The following is a 23,880-nucleotide window of genomic DNA, read 5'->3' on the forward strand; positions in this document are numbered from 1 at the left end:
GGAACGGGATGGCTTCCATCATCCTCCACGTGAATTCCGGGTGGCCTGCGGGCAACCCCGCACCGCCGCCCGGCGTCCTCCCACGATCGGAGCACAAGCGGGGGGAGCGGGGACTCGAATGCGCAGACCACGGTGGTGGGCGGAGCTCGTACTGATCGGGGCGGTGTACGCGGCGTACTCCTGCGGGCGGTTGCTGGCCCGCGGCGACGTGGACACCGCCGTCGCCCACGGGCTCGCGATCCTGCGGATCGAGCAGAGCCTGGGGATCGACGCCGAGCATCCGCTCAACCGCCTGTTCACGGCGACGCCCGCGCTCGGCGTCCCCGCCGACTTCGCCTACGCCTCGCTGCACTACCTGGTCACCCCGGCCGTGCTGGTCTGGCTGTTCCGGCGCCGGCCCGCGCACTACCGGGCGGCCCGGGCCTGGCTGATGGTCTCCACCCTGCTCGGCCTGATCGGCTTCACCCTGCTGCCGACCTGCCCGCCCCGGCTGCTCGACGCCGGCCACGGCTTCGTCGACACCATGGCGCAGTTCAGCGCGTACGGCTGGTGGGGCGGGGAGGCGAGCGCGCCGCGCGGGATGGGCGCGCTCACCAACCAGTACGCGGCGATGCCCAGCCTGCACGTGGGGTGGGCGCTGTGGTGCGGGGTGATGCTGTGGCGGTACGGGCGGACGCCGCTGTTCAAGGCGCTCGGCGTCGCCTACCCGCTGCTGACCTCGCTCGTGGTCATGGGCACGGCCAACCACTACCTCCTGGACGCGGTCGCCGGGGCGGCGGTGATGGGGGCGGGGCTGCTGCTCGCCCCGTACGCCACGCGGCTCGCGGACCGGATCGCCGAGCGGGTCCCGGGCCGGGCCCCGGGTGGGGTGATCGGGGTCGAATCCCCCCGAAACCCCCCGCTTGTCAGTGGCGGATGGGAGACTTCCGCGGGTGAGCACATCCCTCGGCAACGGTCCGCAGCGACCGGGGCAGACGACCGTTCGACATCAGCTCGCTGAGCTGCGCGGACCGGCCACCGCGCCGCGCCCGCTTGACGCGCGGGCGCTGGCCGCGCTGGCGGCCAACCCGGGCTGCCGGCGACGTGCGCTGCTCGACGGCGCCGGGGTCGACAAGACGGCACTGGCCGAGAAGCTGGGCTCCCCCTCGGGCTTCGGCCAGTCGCAGTTCGCGATAGCGCGGGGCAACGCCTTCGAGGCGAAGGTCAAGGCGGACGGCGGGCGGGAGCTGCTGCGGCTGCTCGGCATCGAGGACCCGGCCGAGGTGGACCTGCCGGACCTGGCTGCGGCCGGGCCGCAGGGCCGGGCGGCGCGGACCGCGCTCGCGCTGCGGGAGGCGACCGGGGCGGGACGCTGGGCGCTGCTCGACCATCCGATGCTGGCCGTGGAGGTGGCGGGCGCCCCCGTCTACCTGGAGCCGGACGTGGTGGTGGTACACCCCGACGGACGGTGGACGGTCGTGGAGATCAAGTCCTTCCCGATGGTCGACGGTTCGGCCGACGCGGCGAAGGTGGGCGCCGCGGCCCGCCAGGCCGCGGTCTACGTGCTGGCCCTCGACCGGATCGCGGCCGTCACGCAGGGCGCGCGGGTGGCGCACTCGGTGCTGCTGGTCTGCCCGAAGGACTTCTCCAACCTGCCGACGGCCTCCGCGGTCGACGTGCGCAAGCAGCTGTCGGTGACCCGGCGCCAGTTGGAGCGGCTGACCCGCATCGAGGAGATCGTGGAGGCCCTACCCGAGGGCCTCTCCTTCGACGTCGCGGAGTGCTCGGCCGAGCAGCTGGCCGACGCGGTGGAGGCCGTGCCGCACGCGTACGCACCGGAGTGCCTGGCCGCCTGCGAGCTGGCCTTCCACTGCAGGGAGCGGGCCCGGGCCGCGGACGTGGTGGAGGCCCTGGGCCGTTCCGTGCGCGGCGAGCTGGGCGGTCTGACGACGATCGGCGAGGTCCTGGCGGCGGCGCGCGGTGAGGACGGCGACCCGGACGATCCGACGGTGGCGGCGCTGCGCCGGGCGCAGGCGCTGCGGACGGAGGCGCTGGCATGCCGCTGATCTCCACGCTGGCCCGGATGGAGGCCGTCGAGTCGGGCCGGGCCCGCCCGCTGGCCACGGTCCGCCACCGGCACCTGTCCGCACGGCCCCTCGTCCTCGTACCGCTGACGACGGCCGGTGAGGCGGGGGCGCCGCTGGGGGCCCTGGTCGGCACCGACCCCGAGGAGCCCAGGCTGCTGGTGGTGCCGCAGCCGCGCGACCGGGACCTGCGCTTCGCGTTCCTGGCCGAGCTGGCCGACGCCGTCCTGCCGTACGTCGACTCGTTCACGGACGTCGTGGAGGCGGCCGAGCGCTCCGAGACCGACCCGGAGACCGGCAAGAAGGTCAAGGTCGAGGTCGAACTGTGCGCGGACGCACCGCAGCTGGTGGTGCCGGGCCGGGCGGCCGTCGAGTACGTACGGCTGCTCGGGCGCTCGACGCGCTTCCGGCGGACGGCCGAGCAGGACCCGGAGACGCCGTTCCCGGCGCCGCCGCGGGTGCCGCTGCTCGGCCGCTGGCTGACGCACTACGGGGAGCGGGCCCGGGTGCCGGGCTCCTCGCTGCTGGTCGCGGCGACGGACCTGCTGAACCGGCACTGGGCGACGGGCCAGTCCTCCCTGGAGGACCAGCACCTGGGCGCGCTGCTGGCGTGGATCGACCCGCCGGACGGCGCGTCGGGGGCCGAGGCGGCCCTGCGGGCGGAGCTCGGGCGGGACGCGCGGGGGCAGTTGCTGTGCCCGCCGGCCGGTCCCGCGACCGACCCCGCCTTCGACAACCGGCTGCTCGCCCCCGCGATCGAGCGCTACGACCGTGCCCGGCAGGCGCTGGGCGCCGCCGAGGACGGCGAGGCGGCCGAGGCGGGTCTGGGGGAACTGCACGGGGCCGAGCGGGAGATCCGCCGGCTGCTCGCCACCCAGCTGAAGCCGACCTGGGACGCGGTGTGGCAGGCCCTCGGCCTGCTGCGGGAGCTTCCGGCGGGGGCGCGGGTCGGCGACCGCTGGACCCGCGACCGCTGGTCGTTCACGGGCCAGCGCGACCGGATCGCCGCGGGCGAGCCGCCGCAGCCGCGCCGGGACGACGCCGTGACCGCGGCGCAGAAGCTGGCGGCGCGCGAGCAGGCGCAGGGGCAGCTGGAGGCGCAGGAGGCGCTGGACGACCCGCTGGTCCTGGCGGGGCGGCGGCTGGCGGGCGAGGCGTTCGTCGGGGAGGTGGTGGAGGTGGCGATGACGCGCACGGAGAAGGGCCGTCCGCGCCCGCTGCTCACCGTCCGCACCGAGGACCTGCCCCAGCTGGACGAGGGCGTGAAGGTGTACCGCTCGCTCGACGGCAAGCCGCAGACGGCGGAATGCGTCCGGCGGGAGCCCGACGGCGCCGTGGTGCTGCGGGTCACGGACCGGATGGGCCGCGCGAAGGAGCCCGCGGAGGGTTCGGTGCCGGAGAAGGGCGAGCGGATCGCCTGGACCCTGTTCGAGCACGAGGCCCGGGTGGGCGCCAAGCTGCCGGACCCGGAGGAGACCCCGTGGACGCACGGCGGTCCCCCGCGCACGGACGCCGTGGAACTGCCCGATGCCGTGACGCCGGAGGACGTGCTGTGAGCCCGGGCCGAGACGGCTTCGACCCTTCCTCGGAGGCCGCGCGGGCCACCCGCGAGATCCTGGCCGACACGCTGCACGGGCAGTCCCGCGGCGTCGTCGTGGACTCGCCGCCGGGCGCGGGGAAGTCGACGCTCGTGGTGCGCGCCGCCCTCGAACTGGCCGAGGCGGGGCGCCCGTTGATGATCGTGGCGCAGACCAACGCGCAGGTGGACGACCTGGTCCTGCGGATCGCGGAGAAGCAGCCCGAACTGGCCGTGGGCCGGCTGCACTCCAACGACTCCGATCCGTACGACAAGGCCCTCGACGAGCTCGAACAGGTGCGGAAGTCGGCGAAGGCCGGGGAGCTCGTGGGGCTTCCGGTGGTCGTGTCGACGGCCGCGAAGTGGGCGCACGTGAAGAACGTCGAACCGTGGGCGCACGCGATCGTGGACGAGGCGTACCAGATGCGTTCGGACGCGCTGCTCGCCGTGGCGGGGCTGTTCGAGCGGGCGCTGTTCGTGGGAGATCCCGGGCAGCTGGACCCGTTCTCGGTGGTGGGCGCGGAGCAGTGGGCGGGCCTCTCGTACGACCCGTCGGCGAGCGCGGTCTCCACCCTGCTCGCGCACAATCCCGAGCTCCCGCAGCACCGCCTCCCGGTCTCCTGGCGCCTGCCCGCCTCCGCGGCCCCCCTGGTGTCGGACGCCTTCTACCCGTACACGCGGTTCCGCAGCGGCACGGACCACGGGGACCGGCGGCTCTCCTTCGGGGTGCCCTCGGACGGCTCCGGCCCCGACCGGGTCCTCGACGAGGCGGCGGAGTCCGGCTGGGGTCTGCTCGAACTCCCGGCCCGGCACACCCCGCGCACCGACCCGGAGGCGGTCCACGCGATCGGCGCGGTGGTCCGCCGCCTCCTGGAGCGCGGTGGCGCCGCGGTGTCGGAGCGCTCCCCGGCCCCCTCGCCCCTCACCGCCGACCGCATCGCCGTGGGCACCGCCCACCGCGACCAGGCAGCGGCGGTACGGGCGGAGCTCGCGCGGCTCGGTGTGACGGGCGTGACGGTGGACACGGCCAACCGCCTCCAGGGCCGGGAGTACGACGTGACGGTCGTCCTCCACCCGCTCTCCGGCCGCCCCGACGCGACCGCCTTCCACCTGGAGACCGGCCGCCTCTGCGTCCTGGCCTCCCGCCACCGCCACGCCTGCATCGTCGTCTGCCGCGCGGGCGTCGTCGACCTCCTGGACGAGCACCCGTCGACGGAGCCGGTCCAGCTGGGCGTGACGGTGAAGTTTCCGGACGGGTGGGAGGCGAACCACGCGGTGCTGTCGCATCTGGCGGAGCACCGGGTGAGCTGGGGGCCGTGACGGGCCGGGGGTGAGCCGGCGGCCGGTGCCGGGGTGCGCGGCTCGTGTGGTGGGCGCGTTTCACGCGTCGCGCGCCGGTGGGTGCGCCCTGGGGTGGTCTTGCCAGGCGCGGGAGAATGGATGGTGGCCCGGGTGTCCGGGCCACGTGTGTGCGAGGAGGAGAAGGACGATGGCGGAACCCGCGGAGCGGAGCGGACAGCGGAGGGTCAGGCCGGCCCCGTTGGTCTTCGAGCCTGCCGAGGCGACCGCCGACCCGGAGCACTTCTTCGACCTGGAGTCGATCGAGGACCCGCGGGAGCTGCTCGCCCGGGCGACGGAGCTGACCCTGGCGTTCCGGGCGGCGACGGACCGGGCGATCGAGTTCCAGGCGATCGCGGCGGCCCAGCTGGCCGATCCGCGTCGGTTCGACCGGCTCACGCCGGCGGCCGTCGCGGAGCGCGCGGAGTGGACCGAGGACTACGCCCGGAAGATGATCGAGTTCGGCGAGGGCCTGATCCGGACGAGCGGTCGCGACCCGGAGGAGTGAGCCGCCCGCCCGCCGTCGCCCGGACGGGTGAAAGCGGCCGCGGGCCTGGCCTTCTGGCATATGCCGGGGCGCAAGATACTCCCCCGGACCCCGCCGTGTCCGGGTTTCCGACAACCCGCTGAAACCGCACCGTCACGCCCGGTACACCTTCTCGCATGACCACGTGGCTGCGCGACGAGACGACCCCCTACGAGATCCTCCACGCCCTGCGGGATCTGGACGAGGGACGGCACCAGGCCGCGCGGGTCACCGAGGAGGGGGCCACGTGGCTCGCCTCGGCCATCGCCGAACCCCGGTCGCTGCTCGCGCTCTGGGAGGAGCACCCCGCCACTGCTGCCGTCCTGCCCTGCGGGACCGCCTTCGACGTGGTGAACGTGGAGCCGATCTTCGGGCGCCGGATGCTGGACCGGCTCTGGGCCGAGGGGCCCGGTTCCGGGCCGGTCGCCACCCACCGGGGCCGGATGCTGCTCTTCGCCGCGCCCGGCACCGCCCAGCGGCTGCCGTCCCTGCTCGACTGGGAGGAGTGGGGGCAGGCCGTGCCCCGGCCGCTCTGTCACGGCACCGGGGACGCCGTGACGATCCCGCCGCTCGCCCCGCGCGACTCCGCGGGTCCCCGCTGGCTGGTGGCCCCCGACACCCGCTCTCCGTGGCTGCCGGGGCCCGAGGTCCTGCTCTGGGCCTGCGTCCGGGCGGCCAGGGCGGCCTCCGCCGCCGACGTGCGCGTATCGATTTTTCCTTCCACGGATCCGGGTGCTAATGTCTACGACGTCAGCAGGCGCCGCTAGCTCAGTTGGTTAGAGCAGCTGACTCTTAATCAGCGGGTCCGGGGTTCGAGTCCCTGGCGGCGCACCGACAGAAGAAGCCCCTCGCGCGAGCGGGGGGCTTCTTCGTTTGCCGCGGGAGGGCTAGCGGGCGGCCTGGCGGCCCGTGACGCGGACCGTCCACACGCCCGCCTTCGAACGGTCGGCGACCTCCACCCGCACGCCCGTCCCCGGCACCGTGAAGGACTCCCCCTCCTCCAGGGGCGCGTCCGCGAGCGGCGGGTAGACCGAGCGGTCCCAGCAGGCCTCGGTGCCCGGGTGGGTGTCCACGACCTCGACCGGCCCGTCGCCGGAGGCCGCCTCGTTGCGGACCCGGTAGACGAGGACGCCCTCGGTGCAGGTGTCCCGGTCGTTGCCGGTCGCCGCGCGGGCCTCGATCGCGAGGACGCTGTCCTCACCCGTACGGACGACCGCGAGCCGGGTCCCGACCGAGCCGCCGGCCACGGGCGCCGCGCCGACCGGCTCCAGGCTCACCGTGCGGGTGCCGGGGCCGCTGACACAGGCCACCTGGGAGCGGTCGAGCCAGCCCAGCTTCCACTTGTGCCAGGCGAAGAGGTCAGGGGCCAGGCCGAACTGGCTGCCCATGACGTCCCAGTCGCCCACATAGGTGTCCCAGTCGCCCTTGCCGTCCACCGGCCGGTGGTACAGGTCGGGCAGGTCGAAGATGTGGCCCGTCTCGTGTGCGAGCACGTTCCGGTCCGGCGGATGGCGCTCGAAGACCGTGACGACCCGCTTGATCTCCGTGCCGTCCGCCTCCAGCGGGTGTTCCAGGTTGACCACCTTGGTGGCGTCCGAGTCCACCCCGGGGGCGTCGGGGTCGGCGACCAGATAGACGACGTCGTAGCGGGAGAAGTCGACGGAGGCGTCGGCCGCCTCGATCGCGTCGCGCAGATAGGCCGCACGGTGCTCGGCGTCCCAGTCCCGCCGTATCCGGTACGCGTCGGAGTCCCGCGGCATCCGGGTCCAGCTCGTCCGGGCGTCGGTGCGCAGGCGGAAGCGCCCGTACGAGGCGCGCTCGAAGAACGCGGCCGTGCCCGGGAAGTGGTCGGCGGTCAGCTCGGCCGGCCGGGTCAGCGGCGCGGAGTCCGGGAAGGACAGGAAGATCATGACCGCGTCGAGGGTCCGGGTGGGCTGCGGGTAGGCCCCGTTCCAGCTGTCGAGGCCGAGCGAGTGGTGCGCGGCGGTACGGGGCAGGGCGCAGGGTCCGGCCGAGGGCGCGGCGACGGCCGGCCCCGCCACGAGGCCGGTCGCGGCGAGCGCCGCGAGCGAGGTGAAGGCCGCCGCACCGGCCCGCAGGCGGGAGCGGGGCGGCCCTCCGGGCACTCCGTCGGGTACTCGCCCGGGTGGCTGCTGACCCCTCACGTGGACCTCCGGCTCCGGAATGCGGGACACCCCACCCACCTTGTGATGGTTTGCGGTGTTTCGCACCTTTCTGCTGCCCCGGTCGGGTGAGCCGGGCCCGCCGGGTCGACGCGACACGGACGCGCAGCGACTCACGGAAAGTCACATTCGGTCAGGACTGCGTCGACCCGTGTCAGACCCGCGCAGAAACGATCGAGCGGGGACACCGGGTGGGCAGCCTCACAAGCCGCGCGGGCCCCGCGCCGGGCCCAGGAGCTGGAACGGCCCCCCGGCCAGCCTCTATGATCGGCACACTTTCCTCGGCCGACCATGGCGACCAGATCTGTACGGCCCGAACGCACTACGGGAGCGAGCGGTGAGCGGATCCCCCGAAGAACCGGTGCCCCCGTCGGCCGAGCCCGCGCTCACGGAGCGTCACTCGTCCGAACTCCGGGACTGCTCCGCCGCCTTCCGCGCCGCCCGGCTCGCGATGGCCCTGGTCGACCAGGACGGCACCGTCGTCGCCGCCAACGACTCGCTCGGCACCCTGCTCGGCACCGAGCCCGCCGCCCTGCGCGAGCAGGCCGCCGCCGACCTCGTCGACCTCGCCTCCGACGGGCGCACCTGGCAGGCGTACCGCGAGGTGCTGGGCGGCCGCCGCTCCCGCTTCCGCTGCACCCGCCGGCTCAAGCACCCCGACGGGCGCTCCCTGTGGGCCGAGGTGACCGTCTCCCCGGTCCCGGACAGCCCGCGCGTGCTGCTCTCGGTCTCCGACATCAGCGACCGCCGCGAGCTCCAGGCCCGGCTGCGCCACCTCCAGATGCACGACCCGGTCACCCGGCTGCCCAACCGCGCCCTGTTCTTCGAGCGCCTCACCGCCGCGCTGGAGACCGCCGCCCTGGAGGCCCACGAGGAGGCCCCGCGGGACCGGACGTACGCGGCGCACCAGCCGCGCCAGGCGTACCGGTCACATCAGTCGTACGGGCATGGCGGAACAGGGCGGATCGGCATCTGCTACCTGGACCTGGACGGCTTCAAGGCGGTCAACGACACGCTCGGGCACCGGGTCGGCGACCGGCTGCTGGCCGCCGTCGCCGCCCGGCTCACCGAGTGCGCCGACAACTACGGCTACACCCGCAACGGCGGCCATCTCGTCGCCCGGCTCGGCGGCGACGAGTTCGCCATCCTGGTGGAGGAGTCCACCGGCACCGAGCAGCTGGCCGACCTGGCGCAGTCCGTACTGGCCTCGCTCCAGCGCCCCTTCGACCTGTCCGGGCAGCGCCTCTCGGTCTCCGCCTCCATCGGCGTCGTGGAACGGGCCGCCCACGGCTCGACCGCGACCTGTCTGATGCAGGCCGCCGACACCACGCTGTACTGGGCCAAGGCCGACGGGAAGAGCCGCTGGACGCTCTTCGACCCCGAGCGCAACGCGCACCGGATGACCCGGCAGGCGCTCAGCTCCACCCTGCGCCCGGCCGTGGAGCGGGGGGAGTTCGCGCTGGAGTACCAGCCGCTCGTGGACCTCTCCGACGGGGCGGTGCGCGGGGTCGAGGCGCTGGTGCGCTGGAACCACCCGCAGTTCGGCACGCTGGCGCCGAATCGGTTCGTCGGCATCGCCGAGGAGGACGGCTCGATCGTCGAGCTCGGGCGCTGGGTGCTGAACACCGCCTGCCGGCAGGCCCGGCAGTGGCAGAAGGACCACCCCGGCGACCGGCCGATCTTCGTGAGCGTCAACGTGGCGGTCCGGCAGGTGTGGGACTCGGACCTGGTGGCCGATGTCGCCGGCATCCTCGCCGAGACCGGGCTCGCGCCCCACCTGCTCCAGCTGGAGCTCACCGAGTCCGCGGTGATGGGCTCGGCGGGCCGGCCGCTCCAGGCGCTCCAGGCGCTGAGCGACATGGGCGTGCGGATCGCCATCGACGACTTCGGCACCGGCTACTCGAACCTGGCCTATCTGAGCCGGCTGCCCGTCTCCGTGCTGAAGCTGGACGGCTCGTTCGTCCGCGGCTTCCAGGACGAAGAGCACGCCAACCCGGCGGACGAGCTGATCGTGGAGGCGCTGGTCCAGCTCGCCCACCGACTGGGGCTCACGGTCACCGCCGAGTGCGTGGAGACCTCGGGGCAGGCCACCCGGCTGCGCCGGATCGGCTGCGACACCGGGCAGGGCTGGCTGTACTCGCGGCCGGTGGCCCCGGACCGTATCGCCCGACTGATCGGGGTCGCACCGCTGCCCGTCTGAGCGGGCGCGGGCGTGGACGGGGCTGCGGACGCGGACGCGGCTATGACGCGGGGCCGGCGCTCCCCTGCGCGGGTCCGGGCATGGAACTGCCCCCGGCCGGAGGGACATTCCGGGCGGGGGCAGTGGTTCATGCGGTGGAGCGAGGGGTCAGCGAGGGGTCAGTGAGGGATCAGCGGGGCCCGGTCAGCAGGCGCCCTGGTCCTTCCAGACGCCCCACTCGCCGGTCGTGCCCGGCTCCTCGTTCTGCGTCCACCACTGGGCGAGCCACGTGTGGCCCTTGTGGGAGACGACCGAGCCACCGGTGTAGACCGAGCCGGCCACGTACGCCGTGGCGGTGCAGCCGGTCGGCGGGGTGGTGGTGGGCGGCGTGGTCGGCGGGGTGGTCGGCGGCGTCGTGGGCGGGGTGGTCGGCGGCGTCGTGGTGGGCGGCGTCGTCGGGTTGGTCGGCGAGGAGCCGACGGCCGTCACGATCTGGTTGAAGAGCGTGGCGTTGGGGTCGAGACCGAGCAGCGAGTACATCATCGCGCCGGCGAGGCCGCGCTGGTGGGCGTAGTCGGCACGGGCCTGGATGGTGCGCTGGTCGAGGCCGGTGAAGAACTCGCCGTCCTTGTAGAAGTAGGCGGACTTCGCCTGGTCGTCCCAGAAGGTGGTGGCGGCGTTGTCGACGATGCCGCCGAGCTCCTTGTAGTACGCGATGCCGGCCGCCTGGCTGAGCGGGCGGGCGCCGGAGCCGCCGGTGGCGGTCTGGGCGAGGCCGTTGGTGGTGCCGGCGGGGACGCCCTTCCAGCCGCGGTAGTAGAACTCGTAGCCGAGGGTCAGCTTGCCGGCCGGGAAGCCACCGGTGATGCCGTAGGCGGGCTTGCCGTCGATCCAGGAGTCGATGGCGTTGTCGATCGAGTACTTCTCGGTGCCCGGCTTGATGGCGTCGGTCGGGTCGTTCGCACCGGAGTAGAGCGGGGACTGGTGGTACGTCGGCCCGTCGCCGTCCCAGGCGCCGTGCATGTCGTACGTCATGATGTTCGCGTAGTCGAGGTACGCGCCGATCTTGTCCGTCTCGATGTTCTTGATCTTGTCCTGGCCGGCCGGCAGGGCGGCGGTCAGCAGGTACTTCTTGCCGCCGTGGGCGGCGCCGTACTCGTCGAGCTGCTTGCGGAACTCGGCGAGCAGGAGGGTGAAGTTCTGCTTGTCCTCGGGCGCGTAGTGGTTGCCGAGGTGCCCGTCGGCCGAGCCCGGGTACTCCCAGTCGATGTCGATGCCGTCGAAGATGCCGGCCGCGGTGCCGGGGCCGCCGTAGCCGCCCTCGACCGGGAGGTCGCCCTGGATGTACTGCTTGATGCAGGAGGCGACCAGCTTCTTGCGGCTGGCGTCGGTCTTGGCCGCGTCCGAGAAGTACTTGGAGTAGCTCCAGCCGCCCAGCGAGATGTTGATCTTCAGGTTGGGGTGCTTCGCCTTCAGTTCCTTGAACTGGTTGAAGACGCCCACGATCGGCTGGTCCCACTTGTCGGCCACGCCGTCGACGCTGTCCGCGGCCGAGAAGGACTTCTGGTAGTCGGCGTACGAGTCGCCCGCACCGTCACCGGCGTTGGGGTTGTTGTCGTCGCCCGCGGCCTTGTTGGCCTCGAAACAGGTGAGGTCGGTCGGGTGGATGTTCCCGAACGAGTAGTTGATGATGTCCAGTTTGCCCGCGATGCCCCGGGTGTCGAGCTGCTTGGGGTAGAAGGCGTTGCCGTACACGCTCCACTGGTCGTAGTAGGCGATCTTGACGCCGCCCGTGGACGGGGCGGCGGCGGTGTCGGCTGCCTGGGCGGAGCCGATGCCGACGGTGGCGGCGAGCGCGCCGGCGGCGAGGGCGGAGCTGAGAACTGCGGCGATCAGTGGTCTGCGGGGGTGCACGTGCGGCCTCCGGAAGGGGTGGCGGTACGGAAGTTGGAGCAGTGATATCCGGCGCATGAACAGCGCGTCAATGGTCTGAACCAGATTGAGGACTAGACCAATTGGCGCGAGAAAGCCCTCGTCAGGGGCGTCCGGAGAGGTCGCAGCACAAAACGGAACCGCCCGCCACCACAGGTGACGAGCGGTTTAAGGTTCACTTAGGGAACGTCCGCCGGTTCGTTCAGGAGCGAACCAACGGCCCTGCGAGATCCAGGTTTTACTCCCCCGCGACCGGTGTCCCGGCCGAGTGCGCGGCCGGCGCCGCGGGCGCGTCGGACAGCTCGGGGAGCCCGTACGCGTCGGCGATCAGCTCGTAGCTGCGCACCCGCGCGTCCCCGCCGTGGGCGTTGCCCGTGATCATCAGCTCGTCCGCGCCGGTCCGCTTCCGCAGCCCGTCGAGCCCTTCGCGCACCTCGTCCGCCGAGCCGTACACGACGTTCGCCAGCCAGGACTCGACGAACTCCCGCTCGGCCGCGCTGTACGGGTACGCCTCGGCCTCCTCCGGCGTCGGGACGAGCCCGGGGCGGCCGGTGCGCAGCCGCAGCATCGACAGCGCGCCGGTCAGCACCTGCCGGCGGGCCTCCTTCGGGTCGTCGGCGGCGAGCGCGGCGACACCGATCAGCGCGTACGGCGCGTCGAGCACCGCCGAGGGCCGGAAGGAGTCCCGGTAGAGGTCGAGCGCGGGGATCGTGTTCTGCGCGGAGAAGTGGTGGGCGAAGGCGAAGGGCAGACCGAGCGTTCCGGCCAGCCGCGCGCTGAAGCCGGAGGAGCCCAGCAGCCAGACCGGCGGCCGGCCCTTCGGCCCCTGCACCGGTCCGGGCACGGCATGGATGCGGGCGTACGGGTGCCCGTCCGGGAAGTCGTCGTCCAGGAACCGGGTCAGCTCGGCGAGCTGCTGCGGGAAGTCCTCGGCACCCTCGTTCAGCCGGTCGCTGCGGCGCAGGGCCGCCGCGGTGGCGCCGTCGGTGCCGGGCGCGCGGCCCAGGCCCAGGTCGACCCGGCCCGGGGCCAGCGCCTCCAGGGTGCCGAACTGCTCGGCGATCACCAGCGGCGCGTGGTTGGGCAGCATCACGCCACCGGAGCCGAGCCGGATGCGGCGGGTGTGGGCGGCGAGGTGGGCCAGGATCACGGCCGGCGAGGAGGAGGCGACACCGGGCATGGAGTGGTGTTCGGCCACCCAGTGCCGGTGGAAGCCGCGCCGCTCGGCCAGCCGGCTGATCTCGACGCTGGTCGCCAGGGCCTGGCTCGCGGTGCGCCCGCTGCCGACGGTCACGAGATCCAGTACGGACAGCGGTACGGGCGCGGTCCCCCGCGCCTCTCCTCGAATCGCGTCGCTCACCGTGGACGGCCTTCCTGCGCTGTGACGTGTGTACAGCGGGCGACAACAGGAGGCAGGCTCCGCTTATTCCGCCGGCGCGCGCCGACGGCCGGTCGGCGTTCGCCGGGGCCCCGCACCGAAAAAATCTTCACGTCCGGAAGGCACCGAACGCCCGTGCGGGAACCGTCCCGCACGGCCCTGACCTCAGCCTCTGTCACAGGGCTGTGACTCTGGCATATGCCAGAGTGGCGCGCCCCAGCGTATGGCCCCTGAGGACCGAATCAATCTCGCCAACAGCCGCCCCGTATCGGGCCCTTGGCGGCTATCGTGGTACGGAAGCTAGCGGTCACAACCTGGTAGGGGGAAACCGTGGCGCTGAAGCCCGAGCCCACCGCGCCGTTCCACTCGGTGCAATACGCGCTGCGCGTGCTGGAGACCGTCTCACGGCACGGTGGCGGCGTGACGGACGTGCAGATAGCAAGGGAGACCGGCCTGCCCGTCGCCCATCTGTCGTCGCTGCTCCTGATGCTCAGGCGCGAGGGATACGTGGAGCAGGTCTCCGACGGCGCCTACACGATCGGCGACTCCCTCGTCCTCCTCGGCTCCGGCATGACCCGCCGCGAGGCCCTGGAGCTCAAGCTGCAGGAGACCCTGACCGAATTGCGCGACTCGGTCGGCGCGGCCGTCTACATCAGCCGGTACATCGACGGCGAGGTGAAGATCACCCAGTTCGCGGACGGCCCGCGCACCCCGAAGGTCAACGAGTGGGTGGACTTCCGCTCCGCCGCGCACGCCAGCGCCGTCGGCAAGTGCCTGCTCACCCAGCTCGACCAGAACGGGCGCCGCGACCACCTCTCCCGCCACAAGATCGCCCGGCTGACCTCCCGGACGATCACCAACGAGAAGGTGCTGTTCTCCAAGCTGGACAGCCAGCCGCCGACCGTCCCGGTGCTCGACCTCCAGGAGTACGCCGTGGGCACGGTCTGCGCCGCGGTCCCGCTGACGGCGGGCTCGGCCGTGGGCTGCCTCGCGCTCTCCCTGCCGATCGAGCACGCGCACCGGCTGCGCTCGGCGGCCGACACGCTGAACCGGCGGGCTGCGCCCGTGGTGCTGTCGCTGGCGATCTGAGGCGATCCGGCCGGTGCCGGACGGGGGCGGGTCCCGAGGGTGGTCGGAAGCACCCCTCGGGACCAGGTAATATTTTCTTCGTCAGCAGGCGCCGCTAGCTCAGTTGGTTAGAGCAGCTGACTCTTAATCAGCGGGTCCGGGGTTCGAGTCCCTGGCGGCGCACCGACAGAGGAAGCCCCTCGCGAAAGCGAGGGGCTTCCTTGTTGTGCGTGCGGGGCCCGCACGCCCTGGCCGGGCGCGCGCCCTACGCCCGCAGAAAGGCCAGCACCGCCAGGACCCGGCGGTGGGTGTCCTCCGCCGGCGGCAGGTCCAGCTTGGCCAGGATGTTGCCGATGTGCTTCCCGACCGCCGCCTCCGTGACGACCAGCCTGCGCGCGACGGCCCCGTTGGAATGCCCCTCCGCCACCAGGCCCAGGACCTCCCGCTCCCTCGGCGTCAGCGCCGCCAGCGGATCGCGGTGCCGGCGCAGCAGCTGCCGTACGACCTCCGGATCGACGACCGTGCCGCCGTCCGCGACCCGGACGAGCGCGTCCAGGAACTCCTCGACCTGGCCGACCCGGTCCTTGAGCAGGTACCCGACGCCCCTGCCGTCACCCGCGTCCAGCAGGTCGGCGGCGTAGCTGCGCTGCACGTACTGGCTGAGCACCAGCACCGGCAGCTCCGGGTGCTCCGCCCGCAGCGCGACCGCCGCGCGCAGCCCCTCGTCCCGGAAGTCCGGCGGCATGCGGACGTCCGTCACCACGATGTCCGGCGCGTGCGCGGCGACGGCGGCCGGCAGCGCTCCGGCGTCGCCGACCGCGGCGACCACCTCGTGGCCGAAACGCGCCAGGAGCCCGATCAGTCCCTCGCGGAGGAGGACGCTGTCCTCGGCGAGGACGACACGGAGCGAACGCCGCACGGGATCTCCACTCGTAGCACGGTCGGCCCGCCGGGCGGGCTGGTGATCGAAAGTGTGCCATCGAGGACGGCGAGCCGGTCGGCGAGCCCGGTCAGCCCGCTCCCCCGGGCCGGATCGGCCCCGCCCCGCCCGTCGTCCTCGACCGTCAGCCGGAGCAGCCCGCCGGTGTGGCGGGCGGTCACCCGGGCCCGGGTGGCACCACTGTGCCGGGCGAGGTTGGCGAGGGCCTCACGGGCGGCGAAGTAGGCGGCGCTCTCCACGGGGGCGGGGAGACGGGGCAGGCTCCCGTCCCCGTCCCGGTCCCCGTCCGCCTCTCCCTCCCCATCGGTCTCCCCGTCCACGTCCACGTCGACCGGGACCGTCGAGCGGTCCGCCGCGTCGGTCAGGGCCGCGGCGAGTCCGTAGTCGGCGAGGACCTGCGGGTGGATGCCGTGGATCAGCTCGCGCAGCTCGGTCAGCACCCGGCCCGCCTCCTCGTGCGCCTTCGCCAGCTGGTCGGCGAGCGGCCCCGGAGGCACGTCGTAACGGGCGAGGCCGAGGGTCATGGTGAGGGCCACGAGGCGCTGCTGCGCCCCGTCGTGGAGGTCCCGCTCGATCCGGCGCCGCTCGGCCTCGAAGGCGGCGGCGAGCCGGGCGCGGGAGGCGGTGACCTCGCCGATCCGGTCCCGTAGTTCGGCCTCGCGCGGGGCGAGCAGCGCCCGGCCGAGGGCGGCGCGGGCACCGGCGAGGGCGGTGAGCGGATAGAGCAGCAGCGGCAGGAGGGCCAGGCCGAGCAGGGCTGCGGCGAAGGCCTGCGGGTAGGAGGTGACCAGGTACGCCTTGACCACCTTCGCCTCCTCGCCGCCGGACGCCGCGAACTGGACGGGGGCGCTGAGCAGGGCGGCGGGCAGGCCGAGCGCGACGGCGAGCACGATGAGGTCGAGCGGCCAGAGCACGGTGGCGAGCAGCACGGCGTACGCGAGCTCCCGCCAGGTGGCCTGTTCCCGCGCGCGCACCCGCAGCCAGGCGGCGAGGCCGGGCGTCTCGGGGACGCGGTGCGGGTCGGCGGCCGGCTCCCGGTCGACGAGGCGGAGGCGGCGGCGCTCCAGGCCGCCGAGGGCGACGCCGGCGAGCGGCAGCAGGGGAAGGCCGACGAGGAGGACGGAGAAACCGACGAGCACGAGGAGGACGAACAGGGCGAGCGCCCCGACGGCCGCCCCGGACGCCAGGTAGACGACGGCCCGCCACGGCCAGGCGGTGCGCAGGAAGGGGCGCGGCCGGGCCAGCGCCTGCCAAGGGGTACGGGGCTCCATGGGCGATCACGTTATGCGGGGGCGCGGGGGTGGAGCCATGGGTGCAGGGGGCGTGCGGTGGGTAGGGCTGGGCCTACCCACCGGACGGGCGGACACCGGGCGGTGGACACCGGGCCGGTGGACACCGGGCCGGTGGACACCCCGACTGGTGGACCCCGGGCTGGTGGACACCCGGGCGGCGGGAGACGGGAACCGATCCCCTCCCCCCGGCTACCCGGCTACCCGGCTACCCGGCTACCCGGGAAACTCGCGCCCCCGTTCCTCGTATGCCGCGCGCAAGGTCGCGCGGGCGGTCGGGGTGAGGGGCTCGTAGGGGGCGGTGGGGGTCGGGCGCCACCAGGTGGGGTCGGGGGAGGCGAGGGCGGTGCGGCGGAGGGCCACGCGGTGGATCTTGTTGGTGGCGGTGAGGGGGAGCTCGGGCACGACACGGACGAAGCGTGGCGGCATCTTGGTGCCCAGGTCGGACTGGGCCGCGAGGAAGGCGCCGAAGGCGGCCGGGTCGAAGGTGGCTCCGGGGCGCAGGGCCAGGGCGGCCATCACCTGGTCGCCGGCGGCGGGGTCGGGGACCGCGTAGACGGCGACGCCGGCGGCGCGCTCCCAGCGGGCCAGGATGTTCTCGATCATCGCCGCCGCGAGGTTCTCGCTGTCGACGCGCAGCCGGTCGTCGGTGCGGCCCGCGAAGTAGAGGAAGCCGTCCGCGTCGCGGTAGAAGAGGTCGCCGGTCCAGTACCAGCCGTCGCGCAGCCGGGCGGCCTGCGCCTCGGGGTTGCGCCAGTAGCCCTCGAAGGGGCTGCGGCCGCGGTTGACGAGCTCGCCGACGGCCTCGTCGGCGTTGAGCAGGACCCCGGTCGCGGAGAACCGGGCCGGCGGGCATTCGCGGCGGGTCGTCTGGTCGACCACGGCCAGGTCGTCGGCGGGGGCGGCGCGGCCGATCGCGCCGGGCGGGGTGCCGGGGGTCCGCTGGATGGCGGCGCCGCCCTCGGAGGATCCGTACCCCTCGACGAGCCGGGCCCCGAACCGCGCCTGGAAGCGGGCCGCGTCCACCGCGCCGGCCTCGGTGCCGAAGCCGAGCCGGAGGCTGTGGTCGCGGTCGTGCGGGGTCTCGGGGGTGGCGAGGAGGTACTGGACGGCCCGGCCCACGTAGGTGAAGTAGGTGGCGCCGAAGCCGCGCACGTCGGGGAGGAAGCGGGAGGCCGAGAAGCGGGCCCGCAGGGCGATCCCGGCGCCGGCGACGAGGGCGGGGGCCCAGTCGGCGATCACGGCGTTGCCGTGGAACATCGGCATGCAGATGTAGTGGGTGTCCTCGGCGCGCATCCCGAAGTGGGAGACGAGCGAGGCGCCGGCCGCGGCGAGCCGGCCCTGGGAGCAGACGGCGGCCTTGGGCGCCCCGGTGGAGCCGGAGGTGAAGGAGAGCAGGAGGCGGCTGTCGGGGCCCACGGGCCGGACGGGGACGAGGTCGTCCGGGGCGGTGTCCGCGTAGGGGGCGAGGAGGGCCCGGTAGGCCTCGGTGTCGGTGACCAGGATGCGCAGGCCGGGGAGGGGGAGCCCGTCGAGGAGCGGGAGGTGGGCGCGCTGGGTGATCAGGACCCGGCAGTCGGTGTGCCGGATGTCGCGGGCGAGTTCGGCGCCGCGCCGGGTGGGGTTGATCCCGGCGACGGCGGCCCCCGCGAGGGCCGCCGCGCCGAGCCAGAGCGGGTACTCCGGTGTGTTGTCGAGCAGGAGGCCGAGGTGCGGCTCGCTCCCCGGCCGGTCGGGCATCAGCTCCGTGAGCAGTGCGGCGCGCGCGGCGGCGCCCGCGGCGACCTCGTGGTGGGTGAGGGTGGTGTGCTCGTCCCTCAGTCCGGTCCGGTGGTCGTCCCATTGGCGTCGTACGAGCTCCGCGACGGTCCCCATGGGCGCGGATGCTAACTGACGTTACGTCAGAACTGAACGTCCGAGCACGCGTAGAAGGCGTTCCCGGTGTCGGCGACCGTCCACACGGCCAGGACGACGGCTCGGCCGCTCTTGCCCGCCGGGAAGGTCCCGGAGTGCGAGAGCGTGGACGGCGGCTGCTGGTTGTTGTAGGGGACGACCAGGAAGGGCTGGGTGTCGAGGTCGGCCCGGGTGAGGGCCTTGGTCCCGGTCCAGCCGTTCTTGGTGATGTAGTAGCGGAAGTCCGTGGTCGCGTGGCGGGCCGTGAACTGCCAGCGGAAGGTGTAGCTCTGGCCCGCGGTGACCTTGGTGGTGGGCCAGGCGCCGCCGCGGGGGTCGTCGAGCTGCGAGAAGCGGGAGTTCCCGCCGGCGCAGATCCTTCCGTCGGCGGGGCCCGCGGCCGGGAAGCCCTTGAGCCCCTCGACCGACTGGGGCTCCCACTGGATGTCGCCGCAGTTCTTCACGGTGCCGTTGGCACAGAGCTTCTGGCGGCTGATCGGCGAGTCGGTGTAGCCGTGGCTGCTCGCGCTGGTGGTGGCGAAGAGGGAGGCGGCTGCGACGCCGAGCGCCACGGCCGCCACTCCTGTCTTTTTGCGCATGCTGTCGCTCCAGGAGAACGTGGGGGAGTTCTGTGGGTCGTGCTGCACGCGTGCGGTGACACTGATTCCGGTCTAGACCAAGTACCAAGGTATGGCCGGAAGTTGAGCATGTCCATACCAATGGGAGAAGGTCACGCGCCCTCCCCCGAGCTCGTCCGGCCCGTGTAGAACGCCACCGTCAGGTCCTTCACCAGGGCCTTGCGCTCGTAGTCGTCCAGCTCCACCAGACCACGGGAGGTCAACCGGTGGACCACGTCGTCCACCGCGTCCACGACCGAGGTCAGCACGCTGTCACGGTGCTTCGCGTCGATCGCGGCGATGCGACGGCGCTGCATCGCGGCGGCGACCTCGGGGGCGTACTCGATCCGCGTCGGCTGCGCCGAGAACACGTCGATCCCCACCGGCGCGCACTCCGCCGAGAGCATCCGGGTCAGCGCCTCGCCGACGGCCTCCGCGTCGCGCAGGGTCGGCGCGTCCTCGTGGAACGCGTCCGCCGGGAGCTGCGAGAGGACCCGGGCCATCGCCGCCTCCACCTGCTCCCGCAGGTACTCCTCGTGCCGGGCCACGCCCAGCGCGGCGCGGACCGTGTCCCGGATCCGCCACACGACCAGGACGACGACGTCCAGGGCCGTGCCCTTCGCGTCCACCGCGGGCAGCGGCTCGCTGCGCCAGTGCCGCAGGCGCACGTCCACCCGGCGGCGCTTGAGCAGGGGGCTCACCCAGAGCAGCCCGGTCCGGCGGACGGTCCCCCGGTAGTCGCCGAACAGCGTCAGGACCAGGGCGTAGCCGACCCGGCCGCGGCCGAGGCCACCGAGGAAGAACAGGGCCGCGAGGACCCCGAGCGCGAGCAGGCCCCACTGGCCGAGCGGGATCCCGTCGTACGGGCGCGAGGGCAGCCGCAGCATCCGCGCGGCCTCCTCGGGCACGACCCCCGCCCACCACACGACCGCCGCGCACCCCACCAGCGCGAACGCCCCGCCGGCCACCCCGACCCACCCCGGCAGCACCGGTCCCGGCCGCTCCACCAGCTTCGGATCGGCGGTCGGCGCGGGCCGCGCGGGCGTCCGGGCGGGAGCGGGGATCGCCCCCTTCCCCTTCTTCCGCACCGGCACGTTGGGCTTCGGCACGGGAACGGTGGCAGGCCCTCCGTCGTCACTCCCGTCACCCCCGCCCGCGTCCGGCTCCTCCCGGAACAGCAGGTGCACCGGGATGGACCCGGTCGTCTCCGCCCCGATGACGTTGCGACGCCGGGTGCCGGACGTACGGGACGGGGCGGCCACCGGGCCCGCCCCCGGGACGGACGGCGAGGTCGCCGCGGCCCCCGACACGGAAGCGGCCACCGGCACGGCGACGGACTGGACCCGCACCCCGGCGATCCAGCCGAAGTCGCCGGAGCCGCCGGGGGCGGCCCCGGCGCGAGGAGCGCCCGGAGTCACCGCTGCGGCGGCGGACGGGGAGACGGCCGAACCGCCCGCGCGCGTCTCCACGGTGGCGGGCGCCTGAGCCGAACCGCCCGTGTCCGCCACCGCTGAGGCGGACCGACCGGGCGGGGCACCGGCGGCGGGCCGCTCCGGCGCCGACGCGCGGCCGGACCTGGCGTCCACGGTCACCGGCCCGGAGGGCGAAGCGGGCTGCGCCTGCGGCGCGGCGGGCGCGGACGTACGGTCGGGGGTCGACGTGCCGTTCCGGCCGCCGGACGCGGGCGCCGGGGTCGGCTGGGCCGAGCGGACGGGCGCGGGCGCGGCGGGCTGCGCCGCCGGGGACCCGGCACCGGGCGCGGGGGGCGGAGCCGCCTGCGAGGAGCCGGCGGGCGAGGGAGCCTGCGGCGCAGCAGCACCTGCGGGAGCCGGCGGCCGGGCCGCCGAGAGCCCGACACCCGGCGCGGCGACCGGAGTCGGCTGCGCCGAGCGGACCGGCGCGGGAGCCGTGGGCCGCGCCGCCGAAGGCCCCGCGCCGGGCCGGGCCGCCTGGGACGCCGCTGCTGCGGCGGGCGTCGCCGGCGCCGCGTGCGGCGCGCCGGCGCCCGCCGGAGTGGTGCGCTGCGCCGCGGGCGTCGCGGCTGCGGTCGCGGGCTGGGCCGACGAGAGTCCGATGCTGGGCAGGCTGCCGCGCGTGCCCGCCCCGGCGGACGGCGCCGACGGGGCACCGGGCAGACCGGTACCCGGGGCAGTCCCGACACCCCGGTCCTGCCCGGCCGCCTGCGGCGGGGCGGAGCCGGCGGGCGTGGGCGCCACCGGAGACGTCGGGGTCGTGCGACCTGGGGCGGCCGATCCGGCGGCCCGGGGCTCCGTCGGCGACATCGGGCGGTCGAGGCCCGGGACCGCCGGTCCTGCGGGCGGCTGCGCGAGGCCGGGACGGGCGGATCCGGCCGCCGTGGCAACCGCACCCGCGCCCGCATCGGACGCGGCACCGCCGGACGCGGCACCGTCGAACGCGGCACCGTCGGGCGTGCCCACGGTCGGTGTCGCCGGCCGTGCGAGGCCGGTCCCGCCGGCATCCCGCTCCAGTCGGACCGGCTGCGGCCGGTCGAGGGGGCCGGTCCGCTGCTGCTCAGCCGTCCTCGGCGACCCGTCGCGGGTCACGGGACGGGTCGCCGAGGCCCGGTCCTCCCACACCTGCCCCAGGCTCGCGGCCTCGCCCCCCGGGCCTGCCGCCCTGGAGCCGTCACCCGCCACCGGGGCCACCGCCCTGGACCCTTCACCCGCCACCGGGGCCACCGCTCGGGACCCTTCACCCGCCACCGGGCCGGCCGCGCTGGGCCCGTCACCCATCACCGGCCCCGCCGCCCTGGACCCGCCACCCGCCACCGGGGCCACCGCCCCGGACCCATCCCCCGCCACCGGCCCCACCGCCCCGGACCCGTCGCCCTCGACCGGCCCCGCACCCGCGGGCCGGCCCTCGCGCGCCTGGGTGGCGTCCGCCTTCCCGGCTCCGTCGGGAGGCTCGGTGGCGGCCCGGTCGGCGAGGTCGGGAGTCGTGGCGGAGGCGGCCGGCACGGTGGACGTGCCGGGGTTGTCCGTCGTGCCCGCGAGCGGTCCCTCCCCGGGCGCCGTGCCCGGGGGCTCGCTCGGGGGCTCGCCCGGGGTGGCGGTCGCCGGGGGTGCGTCCGCGGCGGGCGGCATCGGTCCGCCCGCCCCCGGCGGCCCCGCGGGGCGTAGGCGGCCGTCGGTGAGGCGGCGGGCCGTGCGGGCCGCGTCTCGGGTGGCGGCCGGGCCGGAGTCCGGGGGGTTCGGGGTCGATGCCGTCATTCGGTCCACCTCATGCTCTCGGGGTCATCGGAACAAGCGCCGCCAGGTCTCCGGGCCCGGGTAGCCGTCGGCGGCGCCGCCGCGCCAGCCCTGGGCCTTCTGGAAGGCCTCGACATTGCGACGGTCCGCTTCCGTCCACCGCGGACCGGGGCCCGACGCGTAGTGCTTGCCGAAGCCCCGCTTCATCAGTTGTTTGCCCAGCTTCTCCACATATGCGTTGGATTGGCCCGGACGGAAGTAGCCACGCCCGGGGAACCCGTTCGCAGTTGCGCTCGACCCGCCCGAACCACTCGAACCGCCGATGTCCTTGCCCAGTCCGGACACCAGCAGCGTCCAGGTCCGCGGGCCCGGCAGGCCGTCCGCCGCGCCGCCCTTCCAGCCCTGGGCCTGCTGGAAGGCCTGGGTCGCCCGGCGGTCGGCCTCGCCCCAGCGGGGGCCGGGCCCCTGGGCGTAGAACCTCTTGCCGCCGCGCTCGACGAGCAGCTTCCCGAGCTGCGTGACGTACGCGTTGTTCGCGCCGGTGCCGAAGCTGGCGGTGCCGGGGAAGGGCGTCGCCGCGGCGCCGGAGCCGGCGTTCCCGCTGCCGCCGCTGACCACGCCCTTGTAGCGGTAGGCGAGGTAGCGGTCGGAGTTCTCCCAGTACGCGAGCGGGGTCGCCTGCTTCCGCGTGCGCGGTTTGGTCTGCTCGTACGCGATGTACGAGGTGTGGGTGTAGTCCGTCCACCCGCCGAAGATCGTCACGTGCGAGCCGCGCGTCGGGTCGGCCGGGTTGTGGAAGAGGAGGATGTCTCCGGGCTGGAGCTCCGTGCGGTCGACGCGGTCGGCGAAGCGGTCGAGGCTGCCGGTCCACTCGTTGCTGCGCAGGTTCCAGGCCATGGAGATGTAGCCGGAGCAGTCCTGGCGGTAACCGTCGCTCCAGTACCTGTCCATCGAGTACGGGACCTGCGCCGCCACCCAGGTCTTCGCGCGGTTGATGATGTCGGCCCTGGTCGTCTTCCGCAGGGCGGTGGTGGAGATCTGACTGGTCGTCGGGGTCGCGTCCGGGGACGGTGCCGAGCCGGGGCCGGGGGCGCCGTGCAGCGGCCCGGCGCCGCCCTGGGGGGTCTCGGGGCCGGGGCCCGTCGCACGGTCCTCCGCCGCCGGCCGGGCGAGGACGGCCGGGTCCGCCGCCACGGCTCCGGAGCCGGACGCGTCGGACTCCGTCAGCACGTCCGCGACGCCCGTGCCCGCGCCGCCCATGACCACCCCCGCCGCCGTCACGAGGACCAGCGCGCGACGGGCGCCGTGCGCGGCCGGGTGGCCGCCCGCCCGCACGGGGAGCCCCAGGGCGAGGTCGCGCCGCTGCCGGGCGCAGCCCGCGCAGCCGCAGTCCGACGCGGGTTCGATTTCTTCGAAGACCGGCACACTCATGCGTTCCCCTCCACACTCGTCAAGATCTTTTGGCGCTCCTGCACGGGCGCCAGTGTCTCAACTGTCTGGACAAATCGCATTTTGACGGATCGAAGGCTGGATACGACCATCCGACAGGCCGGGCGGGGGTCGTCAATGGTCAGGAGCAGGGTCAGGGGTCCTGTAGAGTTATCGATGTCAGCAGGCGCCGCTAGCTCAGTTGGTTAGAGCAGCTGACTCTTAATCAGCGGGTCCGGGGTTCGAGTCCCTGGCGGCGCA

17 protein-coding genes and 3 tRNA genes are annotated in these 23,880 nt (G+C 74.4%); 11 read left to right on the forward strand and 9 right to left on the reverse strand.

Going from position 1 to position 23,880, the window contains the following annotated elements; genetic code table 11:
- The first annotated feature begins 118 nt into the window (after window positions 1-118).
- The 7 genes from OG309_RS13435 (at window position 119) to OG309_RS13465 (ending at window position 6,334) form a co-directional block, all read left to right on the forward strand.
- The gene (locus OG309_RS13435) at window positions 119-1,000 is read left to right on the forward strand and encodes a phosphatase PAP2 family protein (protein ID WP_329420823.1); all 882 of its coding nucleotides are present in this window, start codon (window positions 119-121) and stop codon (window positions 998-1,000) included.
- Window positions 933-2,045, forward strand: a complete 1,113-nt coding sequence (locus OG309_RS13440) for a hypothetical protein (protein WP_329420825.1) — start codon at window positions 933-935, stop codon at window positions 2,043-2,045. The genes OG309_RS13435 and OG309_RS13440 overlap by 68 nt, the downstream gene beginning before the upstream one ends.
- On the forward strand, window positions 2,036-3,619 hold the full coding sequence (locus OG309_RS13445; protein ID WP_329420826.1) for a hypothetical protein: 1,584 nt from the start codon (window positions 2,036-2,038) through the stop codon (window positions 3,617-3,619). The genes OG309_RS13440 and OG309_RS13445 overlap by 10 nt, the downstream gene beginning before the upstream one ends.
- The gene (locus OG309_RS13450; protein ID WP_329420828.1) at window positions 3,616-4,959 is read left to right on the forward strand and encodes an AAA domain-containing protein; all 1,344 of its coding nucleotides are present in this window, start codon (window positions 3,616-3,618) and stop codon (window positions 4,957-4,959) included. Before OG309_RS13445 ends, OG309_RS13450 begins: the two co-directional genes overlap by 4 nt.
- Window positions 4,960-5,128: 169 nt before the next feature.
- Entirely contained in the window at window positions 5,129-5,485 is a 357-nt protein-coding gene (locus tag OG309_RS13455) for a hypothetical protein (protein WP_329420830.1), read from the forward strand.
- Window positions 5,486-5,640: 155 nt separating this feature from the next.
- Complete coding sequence (locus tag OG309_RS13460) at window positions 5,641-6,270, forward strand: bifunctional DNA primase/polymerase (protein ID WP_329420831.1); 630 nt, start codon at window positions 5,641-5,643, stop codon at window positions 6,268-6,270.
- Window positions 6,261-6,334 (forward strand) — tRNA-Lys (locus tag OG309_RS13465). Before OG309_RS13460 ends, OG309_RS13465 begins: the two co-directional genes overlap by 10 nt.
- A 56-nt stretch (window positions 6,335-6,390) precedes the next feature.
- Here OG309_RS13465 and OG309_RS13470 read toward each other — a convergent pair.
- Window positions 6,391-7,668 carry a M6 family metalloprotease domain-containing protein gene (locus OG309_RS13470; RefSeq protein ID WP_329428297.1) on the reverse strand — a complete coding sequence of 426 codons (1,278 nt, stop codon included), beginning with the start codon at window positions 7,666-7,668 and terminating at the stop codon, window positions 6,391-6,393.
- A 355-nt stretch (window positions 7,669-8,023) separates the two neighbouring features.
- Here OG309_RS13470 and OG309_RS13475 point away from each other — a divergent pair, with 355 nt between their 5' ends.
- Window positions 8,024-9,886, forward strand: a complete 1,863-nt coding sequence (locus OG309_RS13475) for a putative bifunctional diguanylate cyclase/phosphodiesterase (protein WP_402544285.1) — start codon at window positions 8,024-8,026, stop codon at window positions 9,884-9,886.
- Window positions 9,887-10,069: 183 nt separating this feature from the next.
- On the opposite strand, the gene OG309_RS13480 is transcribed toward OG309_RS13475, so the two are convergent.
- On the reverse strand, window positions 10,070-11,779 hold the full coding sequence (locus OG309_RS13480; protein WP_329420833.1) for a glycosyl hydrolase family 18 protein: 1,710 nt from the start codon (window positions 11,777-11,779) through the stop codon (window positions 10,070-10,072).
- 256 nt (window positions 11,780-12,035) lie between these two features.
- On the reverse strand, window positions 12,036-13,157 hold the full coding sequence (locus tag OG309_RS13485; protein WP_329420834.1) for an LLM class flavin-dependent oxidoreductase: 1,122 nt from the start codon (window positions 13,155-13,157) through the stop codon (window positions 12,036-12,038).
- Between the two features lie 348 nt (window positions 13,158-13,505).
- On the opposite strand from OG309_RS13485, the gene OG309_RS13490 reads away from it, so the two are divergent.
- The gene (locus OG309_RS13490) at window positions 13,506-14,264 is read left to right on the forward strand and encodes an IclR family transcriptional regulator (RefSeq protein WP_329420835.1); all 759 of its coding nucleotides are present in this window, start codon (window positions 13,506-13,508) and stop codon (window positions 14,262-14,264) included.
- A gap of 88 nt (window positions 14,265-14,352) precedes the next feature.
- Window positions 14,353-14,426 (forward strand) — tRNA-Lys (locus tag OG309_RS13495).
- A gap of 82 nt (window positions 14,427-14,508) precedes the next feature.
- Here OG309_RS13495 and OG309_RS13500 read toward each other — a convergent pair.
- From OG309_RS13500 to OG309_RS13525, 6 genes are all read right to left on the reverse strand, one after another.
- The gene (locus tag OG309_RS13500; RefSeq protein ID WP_329420836.1) at window positions 14,509-15,162 is read right to left on the reverse strand and encodes a response regulator transcription factor; all 654 of its coding nucleotides are present in this window, start codon (window positions 15,160-15,162) and stop codon (window positions 14,509-14,511) included.
- Complete coding sequence (locus OG309_RS13505; protein WP_329420837.1) at window positions 15,102-16,454, reverse strand: sensor histidine kinase; 1,353 nt, start codon at window positions 16,452-16,454, stop codon at window positions 15,102-15,104. The genes OG309_RS13500 and OG309_RS13505 overlap by 61 nt, the downstream gene beginning before the upstream one ends.
- Before the next feature lie 234 nt (window positions 16,455-16,688).
- A complete protein-coding gene (locus tag OG309_RS13510) occupies window positions 16,689-18,347 on the reverse strand; it encodes an AMP-binding protein (protein ID WP_329420838.1) in 1,659 nt (552 codons plus the stop codon).
- A 26-nt stretch (window positions 18,348-18,373) separates the two neighbouring features.
- The gene (locus OG309_RS13515) at window positions 18,374-18,964 is read right to left on the reverse strand and encodes a lytic polysaccharide monooxygenase auxiliary activity family 9 protein (protein ID WP_329420839.1); all 591 of its coding nucleotides are present in this window, start codon (window positions 18,962-18,964) and stop codon (window positions 18,374-18,376) included.
- Window positions 18,965-19,095: 131 nt separating this feature from the next.
- Window positions 19,096-22,212, reverse strand: coding sequence for an SPFH domain-containing protein (locus OG309_RS13520; protein WP_329420840.1), 3,117 nt, complete (start codon window positions 22,210-22,212; stop codon window positions 19,096-19,098).
- Between the two features lie 24 nt (window positions 22,213-22,236).
- Window positions 22,237-23,622: a peptidoglycan-binding protein gene (locus OG309_RS13525; protein ID WP_329420841.1), complete on the reverse strand. Its 1,386-nt coding sequence runs from the start codon at window positions 23,620-23,622 to the stop codon at window positions 22,237-22,239.
- Between the two features lie 184 nt (window positions 23,623-23,806).
- Here OG309_RS13525 and OG309_RS13530 point away from each other — a divergent pair.
- Window positions 23,807-23,880, forward strand: a tRNA-Lys gene (locus OG309_RS13530).

The organism is Streptomyces sp. NBC_01268 (assembly GCF_036240795.1).
Taxonomy (GTDB): domain Bacteria; phylum Actinomycetota; class Actinomycetes; order Streptomycetales; family Streptomycetaceae; genus Streptomyces.

Excerpts from the sequence above, each read along its gene's own strand:
- OG309_RS13435 (WP_329420823.1), top strand. The coding sequence starts at position 119 with ATGCGCAGACCACGGTGGTGGGCGGAGCTCGTACTGATCGGGGCGGTG.
- OG309_RS13445 (WP_329420826.1), top strand. The coding sequence starts at position 2,036 with ATGCCGCTGATCTCCACGCTGGCCCGGATGGAGGCCGTCGAGTCGGGC.
- OG309_RS13455 (WP_329420830.1), top strand. The coding sequence starts at position 5,129 with ATGGCGGAACCCGCGGAGCGGAGCGGACAGCGGAGGGTCAGGCCGGCC.
- OG309_RS13460 (WP_329420831.1), top strand. The coding sequence starts at position 5,641 with ATGACCACGTGGCTGCGCGACGAGACGACCCCCTACGAGATCCTCCAC.
- OG309_RS13505 (WP_329420837.1), bottom strand. The coding sequence starts at position 16,454 with ATGGAGCCCCGTACCCCTTGGCAGGCGCTGGCCCGGCCGCGCCCCTTC.
- OG309_RS13510 (WP_329420838.1), bottom strand. The coding sequence starts at position 18,347 with ATGGGGACCGTCGCGGAGCTCGTACGACGCCAATGGGACGACCACCGG.
- OG309_RS13515 (WP_329420839.1), bottom strand. The coding sequence starts at position 18,964 with ATGCGCAAAAAGACAGGAGTGGCGGCCGTGGCGCTCGGCGTCGCAGCC.
- OG309_RS13520 (WP_329420840.1), bottom strand. The coding sequence starts at position 22,212 with ATGACGGCATCGACCCCGAACCCCCCGGACTCCGGCCCGGCCGCCACC.
- OG309_RS13525 (WP_329420841.1), bottom strand. The coding sequence starts at position 23,622 with ATGAGTGTGCCGGTCTTCGAAGAAATCGAACCCGCGTCGGACTGCGGC.